The 16,831-nt window shown below is 42.1% G+C and carries 18 protein-coding genes and 1 tRNA gene; 9 read left to right on the forward strand and 10 right to left on the reverse strand.

Features of this window, described 5'->3' with window-relative positions:
• Positions 1 to 119: 119 nt before the first annotated feature.
• Positions 120 to 569 carry a type I restriction enzyme HsdR N-terminal domain-containing protein gene (locus CCC32_RS06640; RefSeq protein WP_022316945.1) on the reverse strand — a complete coding sequence of 150 codons (450 nt, stop codon included), beginning with the start codon at positions 567 to 569 and terminating at the stop codon, positions 120 to 122.
• A 355-nt stretch (positions 570 to 924) separates the two neighbouring features.
• Here CCC32_RS06640 and holA point away from each other — a divergent pair, with 355 nt between their 5' ends.
• The 9 genes from holA (at position 925) to CCC32_RS06685 (ending at position 10,304) form a co-directional block, all read left to right on the forward strand.
• Positions 925 to 1,956, forward strand: a complete 1,032-nt coding sequence (gene holA, locus CCC32_RS06645) for a DNA polymerase III subunit delta (RefSeq protein ID WP_022316944.1) — start codon at positions 925 to 927, stop codon at positions 1,954 to 1,956.
• Between the two features lie 920 nt (positions 1,957 to 2,876).
• Entirely contained in the window at positions 2,877 to 3,359 is a 483-nt protein-coding gene (locus CCC32_RS06650) for a helix-turn-helix domain-containing protein (protein WP_044073644.1), read from the forward strand.
• A gap of 156 nt (positions 3,360 to 3,515) precedes the next feature.
• The gene (locus CCC32_RS06655; RefSeq protein ID WP_044065882.1) at positions 3,516 to 4,292 is read left to right on the forward strand and encodes a dihydroorotate dehydrogenase electron transfer subunit; all 777 of its coding nucleotides are present in this window, start codon (positions 3,516 to 3,518) and stop codon (positions 4,290 to 4,292) included.
• Positions 4,280 to 5,191: a dihydroorotate dehydrogenase gene (locus CCC32_RS06660; RefSeq protein ID WP_022316940.1), complete on the forward strand. Its 912-nt coding sequence runs from the start codon at positions 4,280 to 4,282 to the stop codon at positions 5,189 to 5,191. The genes CCC32_RS06655 and CCC32_RS06660 overlap by 13 nt, the downstream gene beginning before the upstream one ends.
• Positions 5,192 to 5,617: 426 nt before the next feature.
• Positions 5,618 to 6,970 carry a FimB/Mfa2 family fimbrial subunit gene (locus CCC32_RS06665; protein ID WP_287073201.1) on the forward strand — a complete coding sequence of 451 codons (1,353 nt, stop codon included), beginning with the start codon at positions 5,618 to 5,620 and terminating at the stop codon, positions 6,968 to 6,970.
• Positions 6,971 to 7,175: 205 nt separating this feature from the next.
• Positions 7,176 to 7,250, forward strand: a tRNA-Arg gene (locus CCC32_RS06670).
• A 396-nt stretch (positions 7,251 to 7,646) separates the two neighbouring features.
• Positions 7,647 to 8,636, forward strand: coding sequence for a PDDEXK nuclease domain-containing protein (locus CCC32_RS06675; RefSeq protein WP_287073202.1), 990 nt, complete (start codon positions 7,647 to 7,649; stop codon positions 8,634 to 8,636).
• A gap of 576 nt (positions 8,637 to 9,212) precedes the next feature.
• Positions 9,213 to 10,097, forward strand: coding sequence for a hypothetical protein (locus CCC32_RS06680; protein ID WP_287073205.1), 885 nt, complete (start codon positions 9,213 to 9,215; stop codon positions 10,095 to 10,097).
• A gap of 24 nt (positions 10,098 to 10,121) precedes the next feature.
• Positions 10,122 to 10,304: a hypothetical protein gene (locus CCC32_RS06685; RefSeq protein WP_287073206.1), complete on the forward strand. Its 183-nt coding sequence runs from the start codon at positions 10,122 to 10,124 to the stop codon at positions 10,302 to 10,304.
• 215 nt (positions 10,305 to 10,519) lie between these two features.
• Here CCC32_RS06685 and CCC32_RS06690 read toward each other — a convergent pair whose 3' ends face one another.
• The 9 genes from CCC32_RS06690 to CCC32_RS06730 all read right to left on the reverse strand — a co-directional run bounded on the left by CCC32_RS06690 (position 10,520) and on the right by CCC32_RS06730 (position 16,705).
• Positions 10,520 to 10,831: a helix-turn-helix domain-containing protein gene (locus CCC32_RS06690; RefSeq protein WP_044073648.1), complete on the reverse strand. Its 312-nt coding sequence runs from the start codon at positions 10,829 to 10,831 to the stop codon at positions 10,520 to 10,522.
• Positions 10,832 to 10,833: 2 nt separating this feature from the next.
• Positions 10,834 to 11,187: a type II toxin-antitoxin system RelE/ParE family toxin gene (locus CCC32_RS06695; protein WP_287073208.1), complete on the reverse strand. Its 354-nt coding sequence runs from the start codon at positions 11,185 to 11,187 to the stop codon at positions 10,834 to 10,836.
• 236 nt (positions 11,188 to 11,423) lie between these two features.
• A complete protein-coding gene (locus CCC32_RS06700; RefSeq protein WP_287073210.1) occupies positions 11,424 to 12,677 on the reverse strand; it encodes an ATP-binding protein in 1,254 nt (417 codons plus the stop codon).
• Between the two features lie 113 nt (positions 12,678 to 12,790).
• Entirely contained in the window at positions 12,791 to 12,925 is a 135-nt protein-coding gene (locus CCC32_RS06705) for a hypothetical protein (protein WP_287073238.1), read from the reverse strand.
• Positions 12,926 to 12,960: 35 nt separating this feature from the next.
• Complete coding sequence (locus tag CCC32_RS06710) at positions 12,961 to 13,158, reverse strand: hypothetical protein (protein WP_287073241.1); 198 nt, start codon at positions 13,156 to 13,158, stop codon at positions 12,961 to 12,963.
• A gap of 398 nt (positions 13,159 to 13,556) precedes the next feature.
• Entirely contained in the window at positions 13,557 to 14,480 is a 924-nt protein-coding gene (locus CCC32_RS06715) for an IS982 family transposase (RefSeq protein WP_287071600.1), read from the reverse strand.
• A 78-nt stretch (positions 14,481 to 14,558) separates the two neighbouring features.
• Positions 14,559 to 15,050 carry a hypothetical protein gene (locus CCC32_RS06720; protein ID WP_287073212.1) on the reverse strand — a complete coding sequence of 164 codons (492 nt, stop codon included), beginning with the start codon at positions 15,048 to 15,050 and terminating at the stop codon, positions 14,559 to 14,561.
• A 469-nt stretch (positions 15,051 to 15,519) separates the two neighbouring features.
• Positions 15,520 to 16,380: a hypothetical protein gene (locus CCC32_RS06725; RefSeq protein ID WP_287073214.1), complete on the reverse strand. Its 861-nt coding sequence runs from the start codon at positions 16,378 to 16,380 to the stop codon at positions 15,520 to 15,522.
• Between the two features lie 85 nt (positions 16,381 to 16,465).
• Positions 16,466 to 16,705 carry a hypothetical protein gene (locus CCC32_RS06730; protein WP_287073216.1) on the reverse strand — a complete coding sequence of 80 codons (240 nt, stop codon included), beginning with the start codon at positions 16,703 to 16,705 and terminating at the stop codon, positions 16,466 to 16,468.
• Positions 16,706 to 16,831: the final 126 nt, after the last annotated feature.

Consider the following 16,831-nt stretch of genomic DNA (forward strand, 5'->3'; position numbering starts at 1 on the left):
CAGAAAAGTATCATCGGGTTAAGTCGTTAGTCTATAGTGTATTAGCGGCTTGGCGGTGGCCAAGAATGATACTATGATACTTTTTTTGAGGAAAATGTTTTATGCTTGTGCGTTGTCAGTTACAGATCCTCATAGCGAGGGATGTCGCTGAGGAAGGAGTAGGAACGGTTGGTATAGTCGATTTTGCAGCAGTAGTGGCTGATGCCGTTGCTCACCACCAGGTAGTCGGCGTGGAGTAGGGTGTTGTAGGCGAAGATCTGGTTGAAGGTCTTCTGAGAGATGGCTATCGACGGCGCTTTGTATTCTATTATCATACGCGGCTTCAGATCCCTGGAATACAACACACTGTCGCAGCGCAGCTTCTTGCCGCCGATGGTCAGCTCCACCTCGTTGGCAAGGAGGGCAGTGGGGTAGCCCTTGTGGTCTGCAAGGAAATGGATGAAATGCTGGCGCACCCATTCTTCGGGGGTCAGTGCTATGAATTTCCTGCGCAATACGTCGAGGATATACTGTCTGCCATCTTGCTGGCGCGTTTTTATTTCGTAAGGAGGTAGGTTTAATCGGTTCATTTTATTAATTTTGCAATCAGAATGCGTCTTGCTGATATCGTTGCCATGACACGACAGGACGGTTGGTCCATGACGGGAGACTTCATCCTTGTGAGACGATGACCCGCAAAGGCGGCGTCTCGTGTCTATGGCATTGCAAAAGTAATGATATTTCGTGAATCTCAATATATGAGATGTCGGAAAAGAGCAGTGATTGACCATGCTTCAAAATTCCGTGTTCACGGGAATGGTATTGGAGACGAACAGTTTGATGGCATTCTTGAGAGGGTAAGGATGTTTTGTTATTAACATTATTATACAAATAGAAAAATGTTGCAGCGAAACTGATAATGTATAAAATAGTTAAAAATATAGTATGGCTGAGAAAACAGCGACAATGACTTTTGAGAGCGTGATGTCGGATCTGAAGGCCGGCAACTACGCACCGTCGTATCTGCTGATGGGGGAGGAGGCTTACTACATCGACCAGATTGCAGACTTCATTGCGGAGCATGCGATAAAGCCCGAAGAGAGAGATTTCAACCAGCAGATAGTGTTCGGAGCCGATGTGACGGGAGCCCAGGTGGCAGACATGGCGAGGAGCTATCCCGTGATGGCAGAGCGGCAGGTGATAATAGTGAAGGAGGCGCAGAACATAAAAAACTGGGACCAGCTGGAGCGTTATCTGGAAAAACCGGCAAAGACGACTGTGCTCGTGGTGTGTTATAAAAACGGTACTATCGACGGACGGAAGAAGATCCTGACGAGATTCAAGAATGCGGGAGTGGTGTTTGAGAGCAAGAAAAAGCGAGACTACGAACTGCCGCCATTCATTGAGGCATATCTGAAAAAGCGCACAAAGGTGACGATAGAGAACAAGGCGGCGCAGATGCTTGCCGACCATATCGGGGCAGATCTCAGCAGACTGACGGGAGAGATTGACAAACTGCTGCTCTCGCTGGAAGAGGGAGACACGCGCATCACGCCGCAGATGGTGGAGAAGAGGATCGGCATCAGCAAAGACTTCAATGCCTTTGAACTGAGAAGCGCCATCGCAGCGAAGGATGTGGTGAAGGCGAACCTGATATTGAAATATTTTGACAGCAATCCGAAAACAGGCGGGGCGTTCGCTCTGATACCGGTAATATTCTCGTATTTCCAGAATCTCATGCTTGCCTACTACGCTCCCAACAGACAGAATGATGCCGAGGTGGCGAGATGGCTCGACCTGCGCGGACCATGGGCCGCCAAGGAGTATATGCTGGGAATGAGAAACTACAGTGGTGGAAAAGTGATGCAGATAATAGACAAAATCCGTGAGGCTGACACCAAGTGCAAGGGACTCGACAATCCGAATACTCCCACCGGCGAGCTGCTGCAGGAGTTGATTTTCTTTATCATGCATTGAGCAGGGAATAGAGAATTTTCTGCCAGAAATGGTTACACCTTATATATATATGTCCCCTCATCACCGTTTTTCGGGTGGTGAGGGGATGCTGTTTTATCCCAATCGGTCATTAGGTTATGATGTTTGCACCCCGAAATGATGCGTTTTTTTACATTTTCGGTGCATATTTTGTAAAAAGAAATGATTTTCGCGAACATAAATTTTATCCTTATTTCCGCTTGAAATCAGGGCTTTGCGTGATTTTTCCTATCATGAGAATAGCATGATTCTGACATTACTTTCCCCTCGTTCGGAATCCTTTTGTTTCTGAAAAAAACGACTCTGAAAATGACTTCAAATTTAGCGTTAACAATTGTTTTGATATATCTTTGTGAAATTCAAAGATTTAAATTTTAAAACATTGAAGTTTAATTTAGTAAATGTGATTTATATATTTGAAAACTTGAATACACTTTATTAAATCAAATTCAAATATCAATATCCGAATATTTAAATATTAAAATCCATACGAATTATTATGCAGAATAAAATAAGCCTTATAAATCACTGAAAACCAATGAGTTTTATACTTTTAAAGTAGCTGACAGGGTGAATTATACAAAATATCTTACAAAATTAATGTATATTCCCTATTTATACCCCTAAACATACATAAATAACCAAATCACAGCCAGTTAATTCCGAAAATCCCGTAAACAAAGGCTTTCCGGACGTTTAGCTTCCTAAAATTCACATTTACAAATTCAAAACCTAAAAACCTGAGTTTAAAGATTTGATTTTACGAATTTACATTTAGAAATCCAATATTTAGAAAATAAAATATATTCTACATTTGTTGTGTATTCCATTTTTTTGATTTACCTTTGTAAAGTCAAACAAAATCAGGGCTACAACCCCTATTTTTACTATAAGAGAAGAAAATGAAGGACAGAATTAGACAGCTGATGGAAGCGCAGCACATGACTCAACAGACGTTTGCAAACTTCCTCGGAATATCTCCTGCCACACTGAGTGGAATTTTTCAGGGACGTACAAAACCGACTCTGAACACCGTGGACTCTATAAAGTCGAAATTTCCGAACATCAGTCTCGACTGGCTCATGTTTGGAAAAGGAATGATGTTCGTTGACGAAGCGTCGGCGGATGACTCCTCCTCTACCCCACAGGAGAGTGGTATGGCCGGTGAGCAGATGCTCGACTTCGGAGATGCTGAAGGAAATGCGGGGGCAACATCGCAGCAGAGCGCCCCGATGGGCAACGCTTTCGCTACTAACGTTAGGCAGCAGCCAAAGTCGCCCGTACACACGGACATCGTATATAAGGAGAAGGAGCGCCGGAGGATAACTGAAATAAGAGTGTTTTACGATGACCAGACGTGGGAAAGTTTCGTGCCGAAGAAGTGATTATCTCGCTCTTCTGAATAATCAGACCCCAATCACGTAATGATTATCGGTTGGGGATAATGGGCTTTTTGGCGGCTTTGCGGATAATAATGTGAGCTTATGGGTAGATATTAGGGATTTTTTGCCTAATTTTGCCGAAACTTATAAATGGAACTGATGAAAAAATACGTTTTAGACCTGATTGTTTCTTCGGTGGACCATATCAACGACAAATACGTCTTGATAAAGTTGACCCATGCGGAGAAACTGCCCGAAATGGCACCAGGACAGTTCGTGGAGATACGCATCGACGGATCTGCAACGACATTCCTGAGACGCCCGATATCTATAAACTTCGTTGATTATCAAGCAAATGAGCTGTGGCTGCTGGTGGCTGCCATCGGCGACGGCACACGTGCCTTGGCACAGCTGAAGGCTGGCGACAAGCTGAACTGCATGTTGCCTCTGGGAAACACGTTCACCATCCCTGAGAACAAGGATGCCAAGGTGTTGCTCGTCGGCGGCGGCGTTGGCGTTGCACCGCTTCTCTATTTCGGTAAAGTGCTGAAAGACAATGGTATGACACCGGTGTTCCTGCTTGGAGCACGGTCGGCAAAAGATCTGCTGCTCCTTGATGAATACAGGAAATACGGTGAGGTGTGCATCACTACCGAAGACGGATCGGAGGGAGAGAAGGGCTTCGTGACAAACCATTCCGTGCTGCAGCGAGTGAGGTTTGACCAGATTTCCACCTGCGGACCGAAACCGATGATGGTGGCAGTGGCGAAATATGCACATTCTGAGGGTATATGCTGTGAGGCGTCGCTCGAAAACAAGATGGCATGTGGCGTGGGAGCCTGTCTGTGTTGCGTGGAAGGCACGAAGAGCGGCAACCTGTGTGTTTGTAAGGATGGTCCAGTGTTTAACGTAAATGATTTGTCATGGCAGATTTAAGGGTAAAAATAGGAAATCTGGAGCTGAAGAATCCAGTGATGACAGCTTCAGGCACATTCGGATACGGTCCGGAATATGCTGATTTCGTGGAACTTAGTGAGATAGGCGGCATTATCGTGAAGGGCACCACCCTGCATCCGAGACAAGGCAACGACTATCCGCGAATGGCAGAGACGGCATCGGGAATGCTCAACTGTGTGGGATTGCAGAACAAGGGCGTTGACTATTTCTGTGAGCACATATATCCGGAGATAAAGGATATCGACACCAATATGATAGTGAACGTAAGCGGTTCTTCGCCAGAGGATTATGCAGAATGTGCGGCAAGGATAGACGCTCTCGACAAGATTCCGGCAATAGAACTGAACATCTCCTGCCCTAACGTGAAAGACGGCGGAATGGCGTTTGGAGTGACCTGCGAGGGAGCTGCCAGTGTGGTGAGAGCCGTGCGCAAGAGTTATCATAAGACGCTGATAGTCAAGCTGTCGCCGAACGTCACCGACATTACGGAGATTGCACGTGCCGTTGAGGCAGAGGGTGCCGACAGCGTGTCGCTCATCAATACCCTGATGGGAATGGCGATAGACATAGAGAAGCGCAAGCCGATGCTGAGCATCAATACCGGTGGACTGAGCGGACCGGCGGTGAAGCCTGTTGCTCTGCGCATGGTGTGGCAGGTGGCAAAGGCTGTCGGAATTCCCGTTGTGGGACTCGGCGGCATCTGCAATGCCAACGATGCCATTGAGTTTATGCTTGCCGGAGCTTCCGCAATAGAAATCGGTACGGCGAACTTCCTGGATCCCCAGGTGACGGTGAAGGTGAAGAACGGCATCAATGAATGGCTTGACAAGCATGGATGCAAATCGGTGACTGAAATCATCGGTCAGTTGGAGGCCTGATGATGGCACCGGATGCATCATTCGGTTTGACAAAAAATCTTAGTTGATATTTTCAGCCCATCCTTTTCGAGAGATCTGGATGGGTTTATTATATCTTTTTTTCTTATTTGTTGTTTGCATATTTAAACACTTATTGTATTATGAAAACAAATCGAATTTGTTTGTAAGTGTTAATTAGTTATCTTTTATTGTTAACTAATGTTGCAAAATTGGTAAGGGTTTTTGTACAGAAAAATTGGGAAAAATAGGGACTTTAAGAATTTCGATGGATAATTTGAAATAAATGTAGGTGTTTCTTGTTGAAATAAATTGAAGTGTTTCTTGTCGCTTTTGTAGAAAAATATTACTTTTGTTGGAACTTACCCCCAAAACGGCATTATACCGATTCGGGATGAATTTAGCGCAAACCCATAAAATATTAATTCTATGAAGGATAAAATGCTTTTTTCTTTTGCCTTTCTGCTTGTATTGGCAATGTTCGTATCGTGTTCAAAAGATTTGGCTGATGGCGATGACGCCTTGGGTGGTGTGACACTCAGGATAAAGACCCGTGGACAGAGCGGGGCTGCGTCGGAAATGACCGTGGCGACTCCGATAAACCTGTATGTATTTGATACGGCAGGACAATGTGTGGCGTATAAGTCGGTGGCTTCGGAAAAGGATGTGGCAAACTTCAAGCTTGCCGCCGGAGCGTATCGGGTGTATTCCGTGGCGGGAGCTGATGCGGCAAACTATTCGTTGCCGACAAAGGAGGAGGCTACTCCGCAGTCTGTGGTGGCGCTGAAAGAAGGAATGGCACATGGCGACATAATGGTGGCAAATAGTGTGGTGGTGCTGACGGACGGCGAGGAAACGGACGTCACGCTGACGATGAGCCGCAAAGTATTTATGCTCCGCAACGTGACGATAAGCGATGTGCCGGAGAATGTGGCTGCGATAACGGCAGATGTCAGTCCTCTGTATGAGGGAATCAACGTGGCTGGAGAGTATTGCGGAGAGAATGGCGCCTATAGCGTGGTGCTGGAGAAGGGGACTGATGGCAAATGGACGAAGCAGTGTGACGCATTCCTGATGGAGAGCGTGGGGAATCCTGTAGTGACTTTCAATTTCACGACGACCGACGGCAAGGTGAAGACATTCAGATATGTCAGCGACAAACCGCTGGCGGCAAACTACAAGGTGGATATGACCGTGAATTATCAGAGAGTGGCAGAACCTTTGCTGAAGTGCTTGATCAATGGTGTGTCGTGGGCCGGAGAGCAGACCTGGACAATCGACGTGAAAGAGAATGAGATGGGCGACAATACGGGCGGCGATGTGAAAGTGGACGAGACGGCTCCAGAGCAGGGTACGGTATATAAAGGTTGCTATGTGCTGAAGTCGGAGCAATCTGCGGTGTCTGGCAATATCACCATTGTGACCCTTTTGGCGCCGAAATCGAAATGTTCACTCGTATTTGATGCAGATGATCAGGCCGATGTCAAGAAGGCCGTTGATGCCGGCATTGCAGAGCTTGCCGTAGAAGGAGTGAATGGATGGAGACTGCCGACAAAAGGGGAGATGGAATATATAATGGACAATAAAGCGGAAATAAACAGTAAGCTCAAAACATTGGGTTTGGAGATAATATATAAAGATATGAATGGAATTTATTATTTCCTGAATACTGACAATAAGATAATGTGTATGAATGAGGTAAAGAGCTCGTTTCCTCCCAGTTCTGGTAAAGCAGGACGTAATCTCCGTCCCGTTGCCACCGTCACTTTCTTGAAAAAATGACAGATTAATCTGAGTTCTTTTCTCGCTTTGGGTTGAAGAAGCATACGTTATTTTTCGGCTGAAAGTGAGAAAAGAACGAAAAAATATGCAAAAGGAGTGGGGGAAAATCTGATAATCAAAGGAAAAATCAATTTTCTTGCAACTTTTCTCTATGAAATTTTGCAGTTTACAATAAAAGTACTACCTTTGCACTCCGAAAACGGTCGGTTCCGTAGCTCAGTTGGATTAGAGCAACGCCCTTCTAAGGCGTGGGTCTTGGGTTCGAATCCCAACGGAATCACTTGGGGAGGTTTAGAAGCCTCCCTTTTTTGTATCTGATAATCAAGTAGTTACGTTGTAAAGCGTTTAATATTAAAGGATTAGAGATAAATATAGGATTTGGACATAAAAAGGTGTATGTATACGTATTAGATATGTACGAATTGTTTGACGATTCGTCATGCACCTACCGCTGAATAGTTACGTTAGGAAAGTTTAATATTGAAAGCGCCAAAACGTCATTGCTTTTTTGTACCTTTGCAAGGTATTGTCCTTTAAAGTACCTTGGTGTATTTTTGTCCACTACACGAAACGAAAAAAGACTGGAGAAAAACTTGTCAGCAACAGAAAAAGAGAAATATCAAAAATGAACACTGATAATAAACAATTTCCGATAAAACGTGAAGACTACTAGTCGATGCTGCAACACGCCGTTGCAGTGATTGAACATGCACGACTGGAAATAGCTAAGCATATTAACGGCAATATTGCTTCCGCATATTGGGAGATTGGCAAGATGCTTCATGAGCGAAAGGTAGAGAGCGGACATGGGGATGGCGTGGTACGCCAGTTGTCCGTAGACTTGAAAGAACGCTATCCGAAGATGGGACTTTCACCTCGAAATCTATGGTATATGAAGCGTTTTTATTTGCGCTATTGTGGAAGCGATATAAAAGTGCAACGCTCCGTTGCACTTTTGCCGTGGTCGCATAATGTATATCTACTTGGAAAGAATTTGGATGATTCTGCTACATTATATTATGCACAAGAAACTATCGAAAAAGGCTGGAATCGCGACTTACTACTCAATGCGATTAAGCTAAATATGTACGAGTCGCAGTTGGCGACAAAGGTTGACAACAATCTCAGTCGCACGCTTCCAATGGAGCAAGCTCGATATGCCAATGAGGTGTTCAGTAGCAGTTATAACCTTGGCTTCCTTGGAGTGACAAACCCCATACTGGAGCTTGAACTCGAAGACCGTCTTGTGAAAGCTATTACACGCTTCCTTATGGAGCTTGGCAACGGCTTTACTTTTATAGGCAACCAACACGTGCTGGAGTACAACGGCAAAGAGAGCAAGGTGGATATGCTTTTCTTCCACCGTGGCTTGCGCTGCCTTGTGGCTGTCGATTTGAAGATAGGTGCTTTCAAACCTGAGTATGCAGGAAAGATGAACTATTACCTTTCGTTGCTCGACCGTCTTGAAAGGGGCGAAGGTGAAAACCGCTCAATCGGCATCATCCTCTGTGCAGAGAAAGATCGTGTGGAAGTGGAGCTTGCTCTCGAAGACATGGGCAAACCGATAGGCGTGGCTGACTATCAACTGATAGTGCCAAAGAAAGAATTAGAGGAAGTCCTTACCAATGAGATTAAAAAGTTCGGTGAGGAGAAAGGTAGAAAATAGAATTGTTACGGAATATTTAGGGTTTAAGAAATACTTTTTTCTTAAAATGGGCGTTTATCTTGAAGGAAAATGCTACCTTTGCATTGCAAAAGCTTCATGTTCATCAAACAACAGGAATGTTGGCTCTTGAATCAGAGTTCACTATTTGTGATAGCTATAAAAGAACTCTTTGGTCGGCAGCGTGAAGCAGTAAGGCATTTATCTTGAATTTCAACAAACTATTGATACAAAGGAAAAATGAAAAAACACGGCGTTATGTTATTCACATTCGTCATTCTATTTTTGACCTTAGGCTGTGATTTGGCTTATGGCCAGGGAGAAGAGGGGAATGAGAAAGAAGAGGTTACGGTGACATTGGACTTTTCAAAAAAAGGAGCATTTGGATTGAAAAATAATACTAGCCAAAGTGTACTAACCGATATTACTTTTAAAGTTCAAGATTTATCCGTCTCATTAACGGGGTATACATGTCATTATATAGGAACAAACAAATATCTGAGGTTAGATTATGACGCTAATTATCCGGGGCAACTGCAAATTTCTGTGCCCAAACCTATTGTAATAGATTCAATTACGATGAGAACCACAAAAAAAGGTATTTTCATTAAATATAATAATAAATTTTTATCTGCAACAGAAAAAAAACCAATCGTAGAGTCTATAAATAGTAATAATATAACATTAACAGAATCGAAAAAGACAGGAGAATCACTTAGCTCTTATATCACCTCCATCACCCTCACCTACACCCGCCCCAAGCTTGACGCTACGCTTGACGAGAAAGGCGAGAATGTAGAAACTACAATTAGTGAAATCGTCGGCGAGAACAAGACGTTGGCTCTGAATCGCACATTCAACCCCTCTCAGTTGTATACCATGTGTCTGCCCTTCGACCTGAGCAAGGAGATGATAACTGGGATTTTCGGCAACGAAACGCAGGTATATTCGTATGACGGATATCAGAACGGAGAACTGTCGTTCTCTACTGTGAAAGAGAATGTGGTGAAGGCAGGCATGCCGTTTCTGATGCGGTCCGAATATTATGTGGAGCAGCCAACGTTTGCGGACGTCACAGTTAGGAGCACCACCGCACAGACTGTAGGTGGCGGCGAATGGGATCTCTGCGGTACTTTTGGATCACTCGAGTTGGCGGCAGACGGCACGCAACTGTTTCTGATAGCAGATGGTACGCTGGCTAAGCCGAAGGTTGGTTCGCAGAAGATGAGAGGCTTCAGATGTTATCTGAAAAAGGCTACCGGAACGGCGAATGCGAGTGCCCAGCTGCCCTCTGTGACCATCGACGGGGAGACGAACGCCATAAAGACCGCTGAATATGCGGCACCAACAAGTGGTACAACCGCCTACTCGCTGTCGGGAATGAAGCTGAATGCTGGTTGCAAGACTGCAAACGGCGGGATAATGATTATAGACGGAAAGAAATTCATCACAACGAACAGATAAAATAACGCAGAAGGAGAAAGAAATATGAGTCGCAGAATTTACGTAAAACCAGATATGAAGGTAATACCATTGGAGGGAGAAGGCTTGACACCGCTCTCGGCGAACGGTATAAAAATAAAGGTGCCCGATGTGATACCGGAACCGGGGGTGGATGCCGATAAGGCCTGTGCAAAAGACTTCGGCAGCAACATCTGGGAGACGGAATAAGAAGTCTGCCCCCGATCAGAACATTTTTGGCGTCAACCCTCCATGTCGCAAGAGACTTGCGCCAATTCAGTCAGTATATGGCTTAATCCCCAAACGCCTATCAGGCAGTTTGGGGATTAAGTCGTTTATATAGGTGATTAACTGATATTCCCAAAATATCTTGTGATGGGCAAAAGAAATAAATGAGGAAGACTATGCATCCCTTTATAGTAATATCATCCCAACACAAGCGAGAAGCGAAGCCCTAAGGCATCGGCAATACGCAAGAACGTAGAGAGTTGCATATCAGTCTGACCCTTTTCGAGTGAAGATATGTACTCGCGTTTCTTACCGATTTTTTCAGCCAACACTTTTTGTGTTATATTTTGGCGCTTGCGTTCATCCTTAAGAAGTTCAGCATAGTACCAAGCTTTAGCCTTAGCTTCAAACTCCTTACGCTCGGGACTATTTTCGTCACCATATCTTTCTTGCAGATGGTCGTCAAATGTTTTGAGACCAGCAAGTTTGTTTTTGTCAAGTTTCAACATATTCAATCCTCCAAATAACGTTTAACAATGTTTTGGGCTTTTTTTATTTCAGCCTTGTACTGTTTTGTATCTTTCTTCAAGAACGAGTTCAGAAGAAGTACATTTTTGCTTTGTATGAAATTGTCGTGGTCAACAGCGAGCAGGATAGTTCTGTATTCGTTGGAACTGATGGAAATTCGGAGTTCGTAGAAGTCCGTATTCTCTAAGCTCTTTACTATTTTTGAACTGACGACATATTGTGATTTTACAATCTGTAAAGCATAGTCATATTTCTTCTTTAATTGTTCGTTCATACTTGCGTAGGATTCTTCGAACTCGTCCGAGTAGATAATGTGCCTTATCAATTTCTCTTCCATGCTGCAAAGTTAATCAATTTGTTACATACTACCAAATAAAAGTAATGCATTTATTACATATACATCTCAATTCCATTCACCTCAAATATACACACGTCTCGGAGCTGCCGGATTTCGTTAGAGTCCAGCAGCTACATTCGTCTTATGTATTTTTAAATAAGGTAGGCTGAATAGTTACAGCATCAAAATTTTCATAATCTCCCATAAGCCTAAAGTTTGTATTGTGAAAGTCAATATTAATCTGTCGAAGACAAATCAAGCAAGAAATCATAGATGCTGATAATCTGAATTCCATCATCATCGCTCCACGATTTTGTATGCTCACCAACGATAAGGAGTTTACGGAAAGAATCACTCACTAAGCGCAAGGAACGTTTCTCCTGCTCCATTTTGTCGGCATCAGGCATTCTCCAAGCCGATTGTATGTAAATGCGTTGGCTACCTTTATTGCAGACGAAATCAACTTCAAGTGTGACACGGATATTTTGTCCCTTATCGTTTCTTACCCTTTGAGCAACGTTGCCAACATCAACGAGCCAACCACGCATACGCATTTCATTATAGATGACATTCTCCATGATGTGGGTTGGCTCTGTTTGTCGGAAAGAAATGATAGAGTTGCGCAAACCGATATCTTGATAATAGTATTTTGATAGCGAGCCGATGTACTTGCGTCCTTTAATGTCATATCGCTCAGACTTCTCAATAAGGAAAGCATCTTGCATATATCCAAGATATACGGAAACCGTCTTGTCCGTGATATTCTGAACGTTGCTTACAGACTTGAAAGTGTTGGCAATATTAAGAGCATTGACAGGTGCGCCTATGCTTGAAGCCACAGTCTTTGAAAGCTCTTCAAATTCAGGTTTTAAGGTAATGTCATTACGCTCATATATGTCACGGAGATACACGGTACGATATAGCCTACGCAAGAAATCGGATTTCTTGTCATCGCCAATTTGAGTTAAGAGTTGTGGAAGTCCACCAAACATAATGTATTCAGACCACGCATCTTCCTTTGAACCAGGAAAAACAGACATAAATTCCTTGAATGACAAAGGCCAAACATGGATTTCATCACCACGCCCACGGAACTCTGTCACCACATCAGATGAAAGGAAGCGTGAATTAGAGCCTGTAACATAAACATCAGTGCCTTCAGTTACCGAGAGAGTGGAAAGAACCTCAACAAAATCATTCACTTCCTGTACCTCGTCAATAATGATGTAGTATGTATCATCGTCTTTCATTTCCTTTTCTACCCAATCAAGTAAATAGTCAGGGTCTTTGAATGGCTTGTTCTTTCGACTCTCCATATCAATAATTATGATATGGTCTTCCTTAATACCATCATCCAACAGGTGCTGTCGGAAAAGCTTCTTTAGCAAGAAAGACTTTCCCGAACGTCTTAATCCTGTTATAATTTTAATCAATCCGTTGCCTTTAGAACGAATCAATTGGTCGATATAAGTGCTTCTGTTAACTATCATCCATTCCGAAAAAGTGGTACATGTTCCACTTTTTCGGAACAAAGGTAATACTATTCTTTTAAAAGTAAGACTGTTTCTTTAGGAATTTGACAATTTTAGCCAAATTCGCTACTCTACATATACACCTCAATCCCATTCACCTCAAATATACACACATCGCGGAGCTGCCAGATTTCGTTGGAGTCCAGCAGTTTCATTTCCAAATGGTATTGATTGCCTATGTAAGCGAAGTCACGTCCGAAAGTCATAATAATTTTTTTGATGTTACGGACAATGGCTTTCTCTATAACCCTTTCAACAACATCTTCAGGCTTATCAACTTCCATTTCATCGATACGAGCAGATACTCGTCCTTGAATATGCCAACAGCCTTACGAGCATCGTTAACCGGCATGGTCTGTAGGAAATTGTTTGCAGCAGCGCCCTGTTTCTGGTAAAACAGAAGAACCCCATGCTTCTTGGCGTGAATGTGCGGACACATATCCACCGATGCCAAAATAGAGCGACAACTGTTCACCAATTACCAATTTTGCAGCCCGGTATTGACTGCATAATATAGCATCCTTTAAAAAATGCTTCCATACTGTGAAAGTACGGAAGCATTTGTATGGATGAAAAGACAAAAGCCTTTATACGGATTATTTATTCTACGGTGAATGTTGTTACTTTCATTGCGTTTTTTGTGTTTTCATGATTAGGATCGCCAATGACTATACCATACTCACCTGCAGTAAGGTCTTCCAAAACTATATAACCTGAGTTCGGGATAAGCGACAGTCGTTTTTCTTGCTATGCCAGATTTCCGATAGGTGCATATTACATTTGCCCTCCAAACAATATGGATGGCAAAATGCAAGGATTGTAAAGTCCAAATGAAGTTTACTTTATAACAGCAAGCTGTCCGTCAACATTCTCTATGCAATAGTCAATGTTGATGGATGGCTTCTTTTCAAAGAAGCTATACGCAGCCAAAACAGAAAGGACATTCATTACGAAATTGAACACGCTACGATGTCTTGAATGTACAAGTTGTGCAACATTCTTAAGTTCGTCATTGATGGTTTCTATGACAGATCTTTTACGCAACAGAATCTTGTCATACAATGGCATAAGCTTGTTTTTCATATTGCATTTCAAGCCAGTGACAATTTCTATACCGTCGTTAAACAATCTCTCAAACAAGCCATGCGAAATATATCCTTTGTCTGCGAATAATTTTCCGAACACATTATCACTCAATCTGTTAAAAACATCTGTATTTCTATCGTCAACATTCGCTTTCGTAAGCATAAAGTTAAGCAGTTCACCTCTCTCATTGCATATCAGGTGTAACTTGAAACCGAAATACCATCCCATGGTGCTTTTGCCTCTTTCTGCATAACCACGGAACACCTTATTCCTTGTTATACGCTTGTTGTGGCATACAGGAATGCATGTACTGTCAATGAAACTTATACCCGTGCATCTACCAAAGCAAAACAGTTGGAGGAACAGCATCATCTCAACCGCGACTCTGGACTCGAGTTCAACAAAGCGGTTATATGAGAGCTGCTTTGGGAACAAGTCGTGCAGGTGCACCTTGACATAAAAGAGGTAATAATGCTTGAAGTTGCGGAAAGTATTGAAATGAAAGCAGATGAGTATTGTCATGATTTCCGACCGGCTCATAGTACATTTCCGATTGCGGTGCTTACGCCCGTCAGGCTCACAAATGGACATGCGGGCAATCTCTTTATCATATTCTTGGCAAAAATCATCGATAATACAGAAAATTTCAGTAATTTTGTCCTTGGTAATCTCCATAACTATAGTATCCTTTTACTTTATAACTAATTGATTTACAACCATAAAGGTACTAAAAATTATTGAGATTACCAACTTTTATAAAGACTTTCTTATCCCGAACTCAGGTATATAGTAAGAACTCTCACCATATTTCTTGGCTTTATATTCAACACTTGAAAGGTTGTTACTCTCAGTCTTTGACAAAGTACCAGTCTCTGCCAACTGGTATCTACGCTCTTTACCTTTAACTTCAAACTTAAAAACAGAAATAAAAGAGTTAGGATCTGTCTTGTTATCTGCTGCTTTTATTATAAGACGAGTTGTTGAACCACCAACAGCTTTACTGGTTGACTTAATACCCTTAAGTGTCAATCTTGATTTTACCTTACCAATACCTGTAAGATAAAGGCTTGCTCCTGCCTTTGTTTTAATAGTACCATTCTCACGAGACAATTTAACTCCTTGGCTATCAGAAGTCAGAAGAAGTGTCTCTTCTGCAAACTCTGGCTCTGTTACTGTAACATTTTGTGCAATTACTCCTGTAGCAGTAAAGAAAGCCGCAATAATAATTAAAAATAGTTTCTTCATACCTATTGTTTTTTAGTTTTTGGCAAAGATATAATAAAATTCCCACAGTACCCCCCCGAATGTTAAATATGATTAATTCCCTTAGAAGAAGTATCCTCCTGCTTGTTTTTTGTTTTTATATCCATGGTTTTTCAAATAGTCTGGCGGTGTCAGATTGTTTCCAGTTTTGGAAAATGTCTTTGGTTGTGTGGTTGTGGAAAGGAGAATATCTATTATTCCTCAAAAGCGTACTGGACATCTAATAGCCACGCTCGCCGTCGAGATTGCAGGAAGCAAAGGTTGGGCTTCAGCCCAAGGAAGGGAAGCTGAAGGTGGAACCCATAGAGGAAAGGCGTTAGAAACATGGCGCGAGACGAGGGTGGAGAGAAGGGGTGGAAAAAACTCAGGGGAGATTGTCTGTGGATAGACATTCTCCCCTGAGTCCCCAAAAGACCTTTATCTTATGTAAGACAAAGACCTGTTTAATTATCTATTTTTTTACGTAAGACTGATAGAATTTATTAGGACCACCTATTTTAAATTGGCGTATCTTTTTTTGATTAAAGTCATAAGAATCTTTATCTTTTTTGTCACAATCATCTTTTTCGTCAACTTCTTCTGTTGCAGAGTTTTGTGAATAATTCATAATGGATGATATCCAAAAGTTGTTATCCATGTGTTTTTCAGCTACTGCATCTTTGTTGAATCCATATGCAATACGGTTTGAAAAGATCAATGGACTATTTTGTTTGTTAAAATCTGCAACATTTACAAAGTCTTTAGGATAATCTTTATTATTGTCGCAAGTAATATATCTTAAAGGATTTGCTGAATAATATGAGAACATTTTATAGCATTTTGCAGGGATACAAACTATTTCCTTTTCTTTTATTGTTACAGCATTAGCCCTTGCATTGACATTCTTTATTGACCTTCCGTTTTCAAAAACGGAAACATCTTCTTTATATATATTGTTGCTCCAATAGCCGTTTCCTTTTAGCTTTGTGTTACCAAAACTTATTGATGATGATGTTTGTACATAAGTTTGATCTGTATATGTACGCCCTTGATAATAGTCTATTGCAAAACCATTTTTTATAAAAAAGGTCTGTCCTAAATTTATGAAAATATCTTTATCGGTCTTGTTCAAAAAGACGAAGGATAGCTTACCATTATTAGACCACAGGTTGTAATAAACTTTGCAGTCGTTGTTTTCAAATACAAGAGAGTTGTCAACTTGTTCAGCCCCTTCTGTTTCTACTGTATACACTTGATAAAAATTTGTTTTACACGATGTCATGCTTATCAAGAGAAGTAGAATTAGGGATAGTGTAGTTAATGATTTTCTCATAATTCTAACCTTTTAATATGTATTATATTTGCAAAAGTATAAATGTTTTTTCAATAAAAAAAATAAAATTATTATATTTTTTTATTTATCTCGCTCCACCAATCGCAATTGGGTATAAATCGTGCTGTGGGAACTTCTCGCAGCCGATGTAGAGCGTGTCGAAGGCATCGGTGCCGTCGGTACGGTGTTCGAGAAGGTCTTCTTCGGACTCCGGCTGCTTCTCCAAACTTTTGTTCTTGCGGAAACCGTTGCAACCCCGCTTCACTCCTGCGGATTGGGTGGCGAGGATAAGGTCATTGTTGTTCTGGCGGTTGAAGTACGGCATAAGGCGTTGCTTCCTGGCAAAACCCTACATATTTAATCCTCACTGTAGTGTGGAAAACTTTTGCAATGTTTTCCACTTAAAATAAGTTAATTTATTATTAATACATTTCTGCATATAATTAGATTT

The organism is Prevotella sp. LMAG:51 (assembly GCF_008680225.1).
In the GTDB taxonomy this organism is placed as follows: Bacteria; Bacteroidota; Bacteroidia; order Bacteroidales; family Bacteroidaceae; genus Prevotella; species Prevotella pectinovora.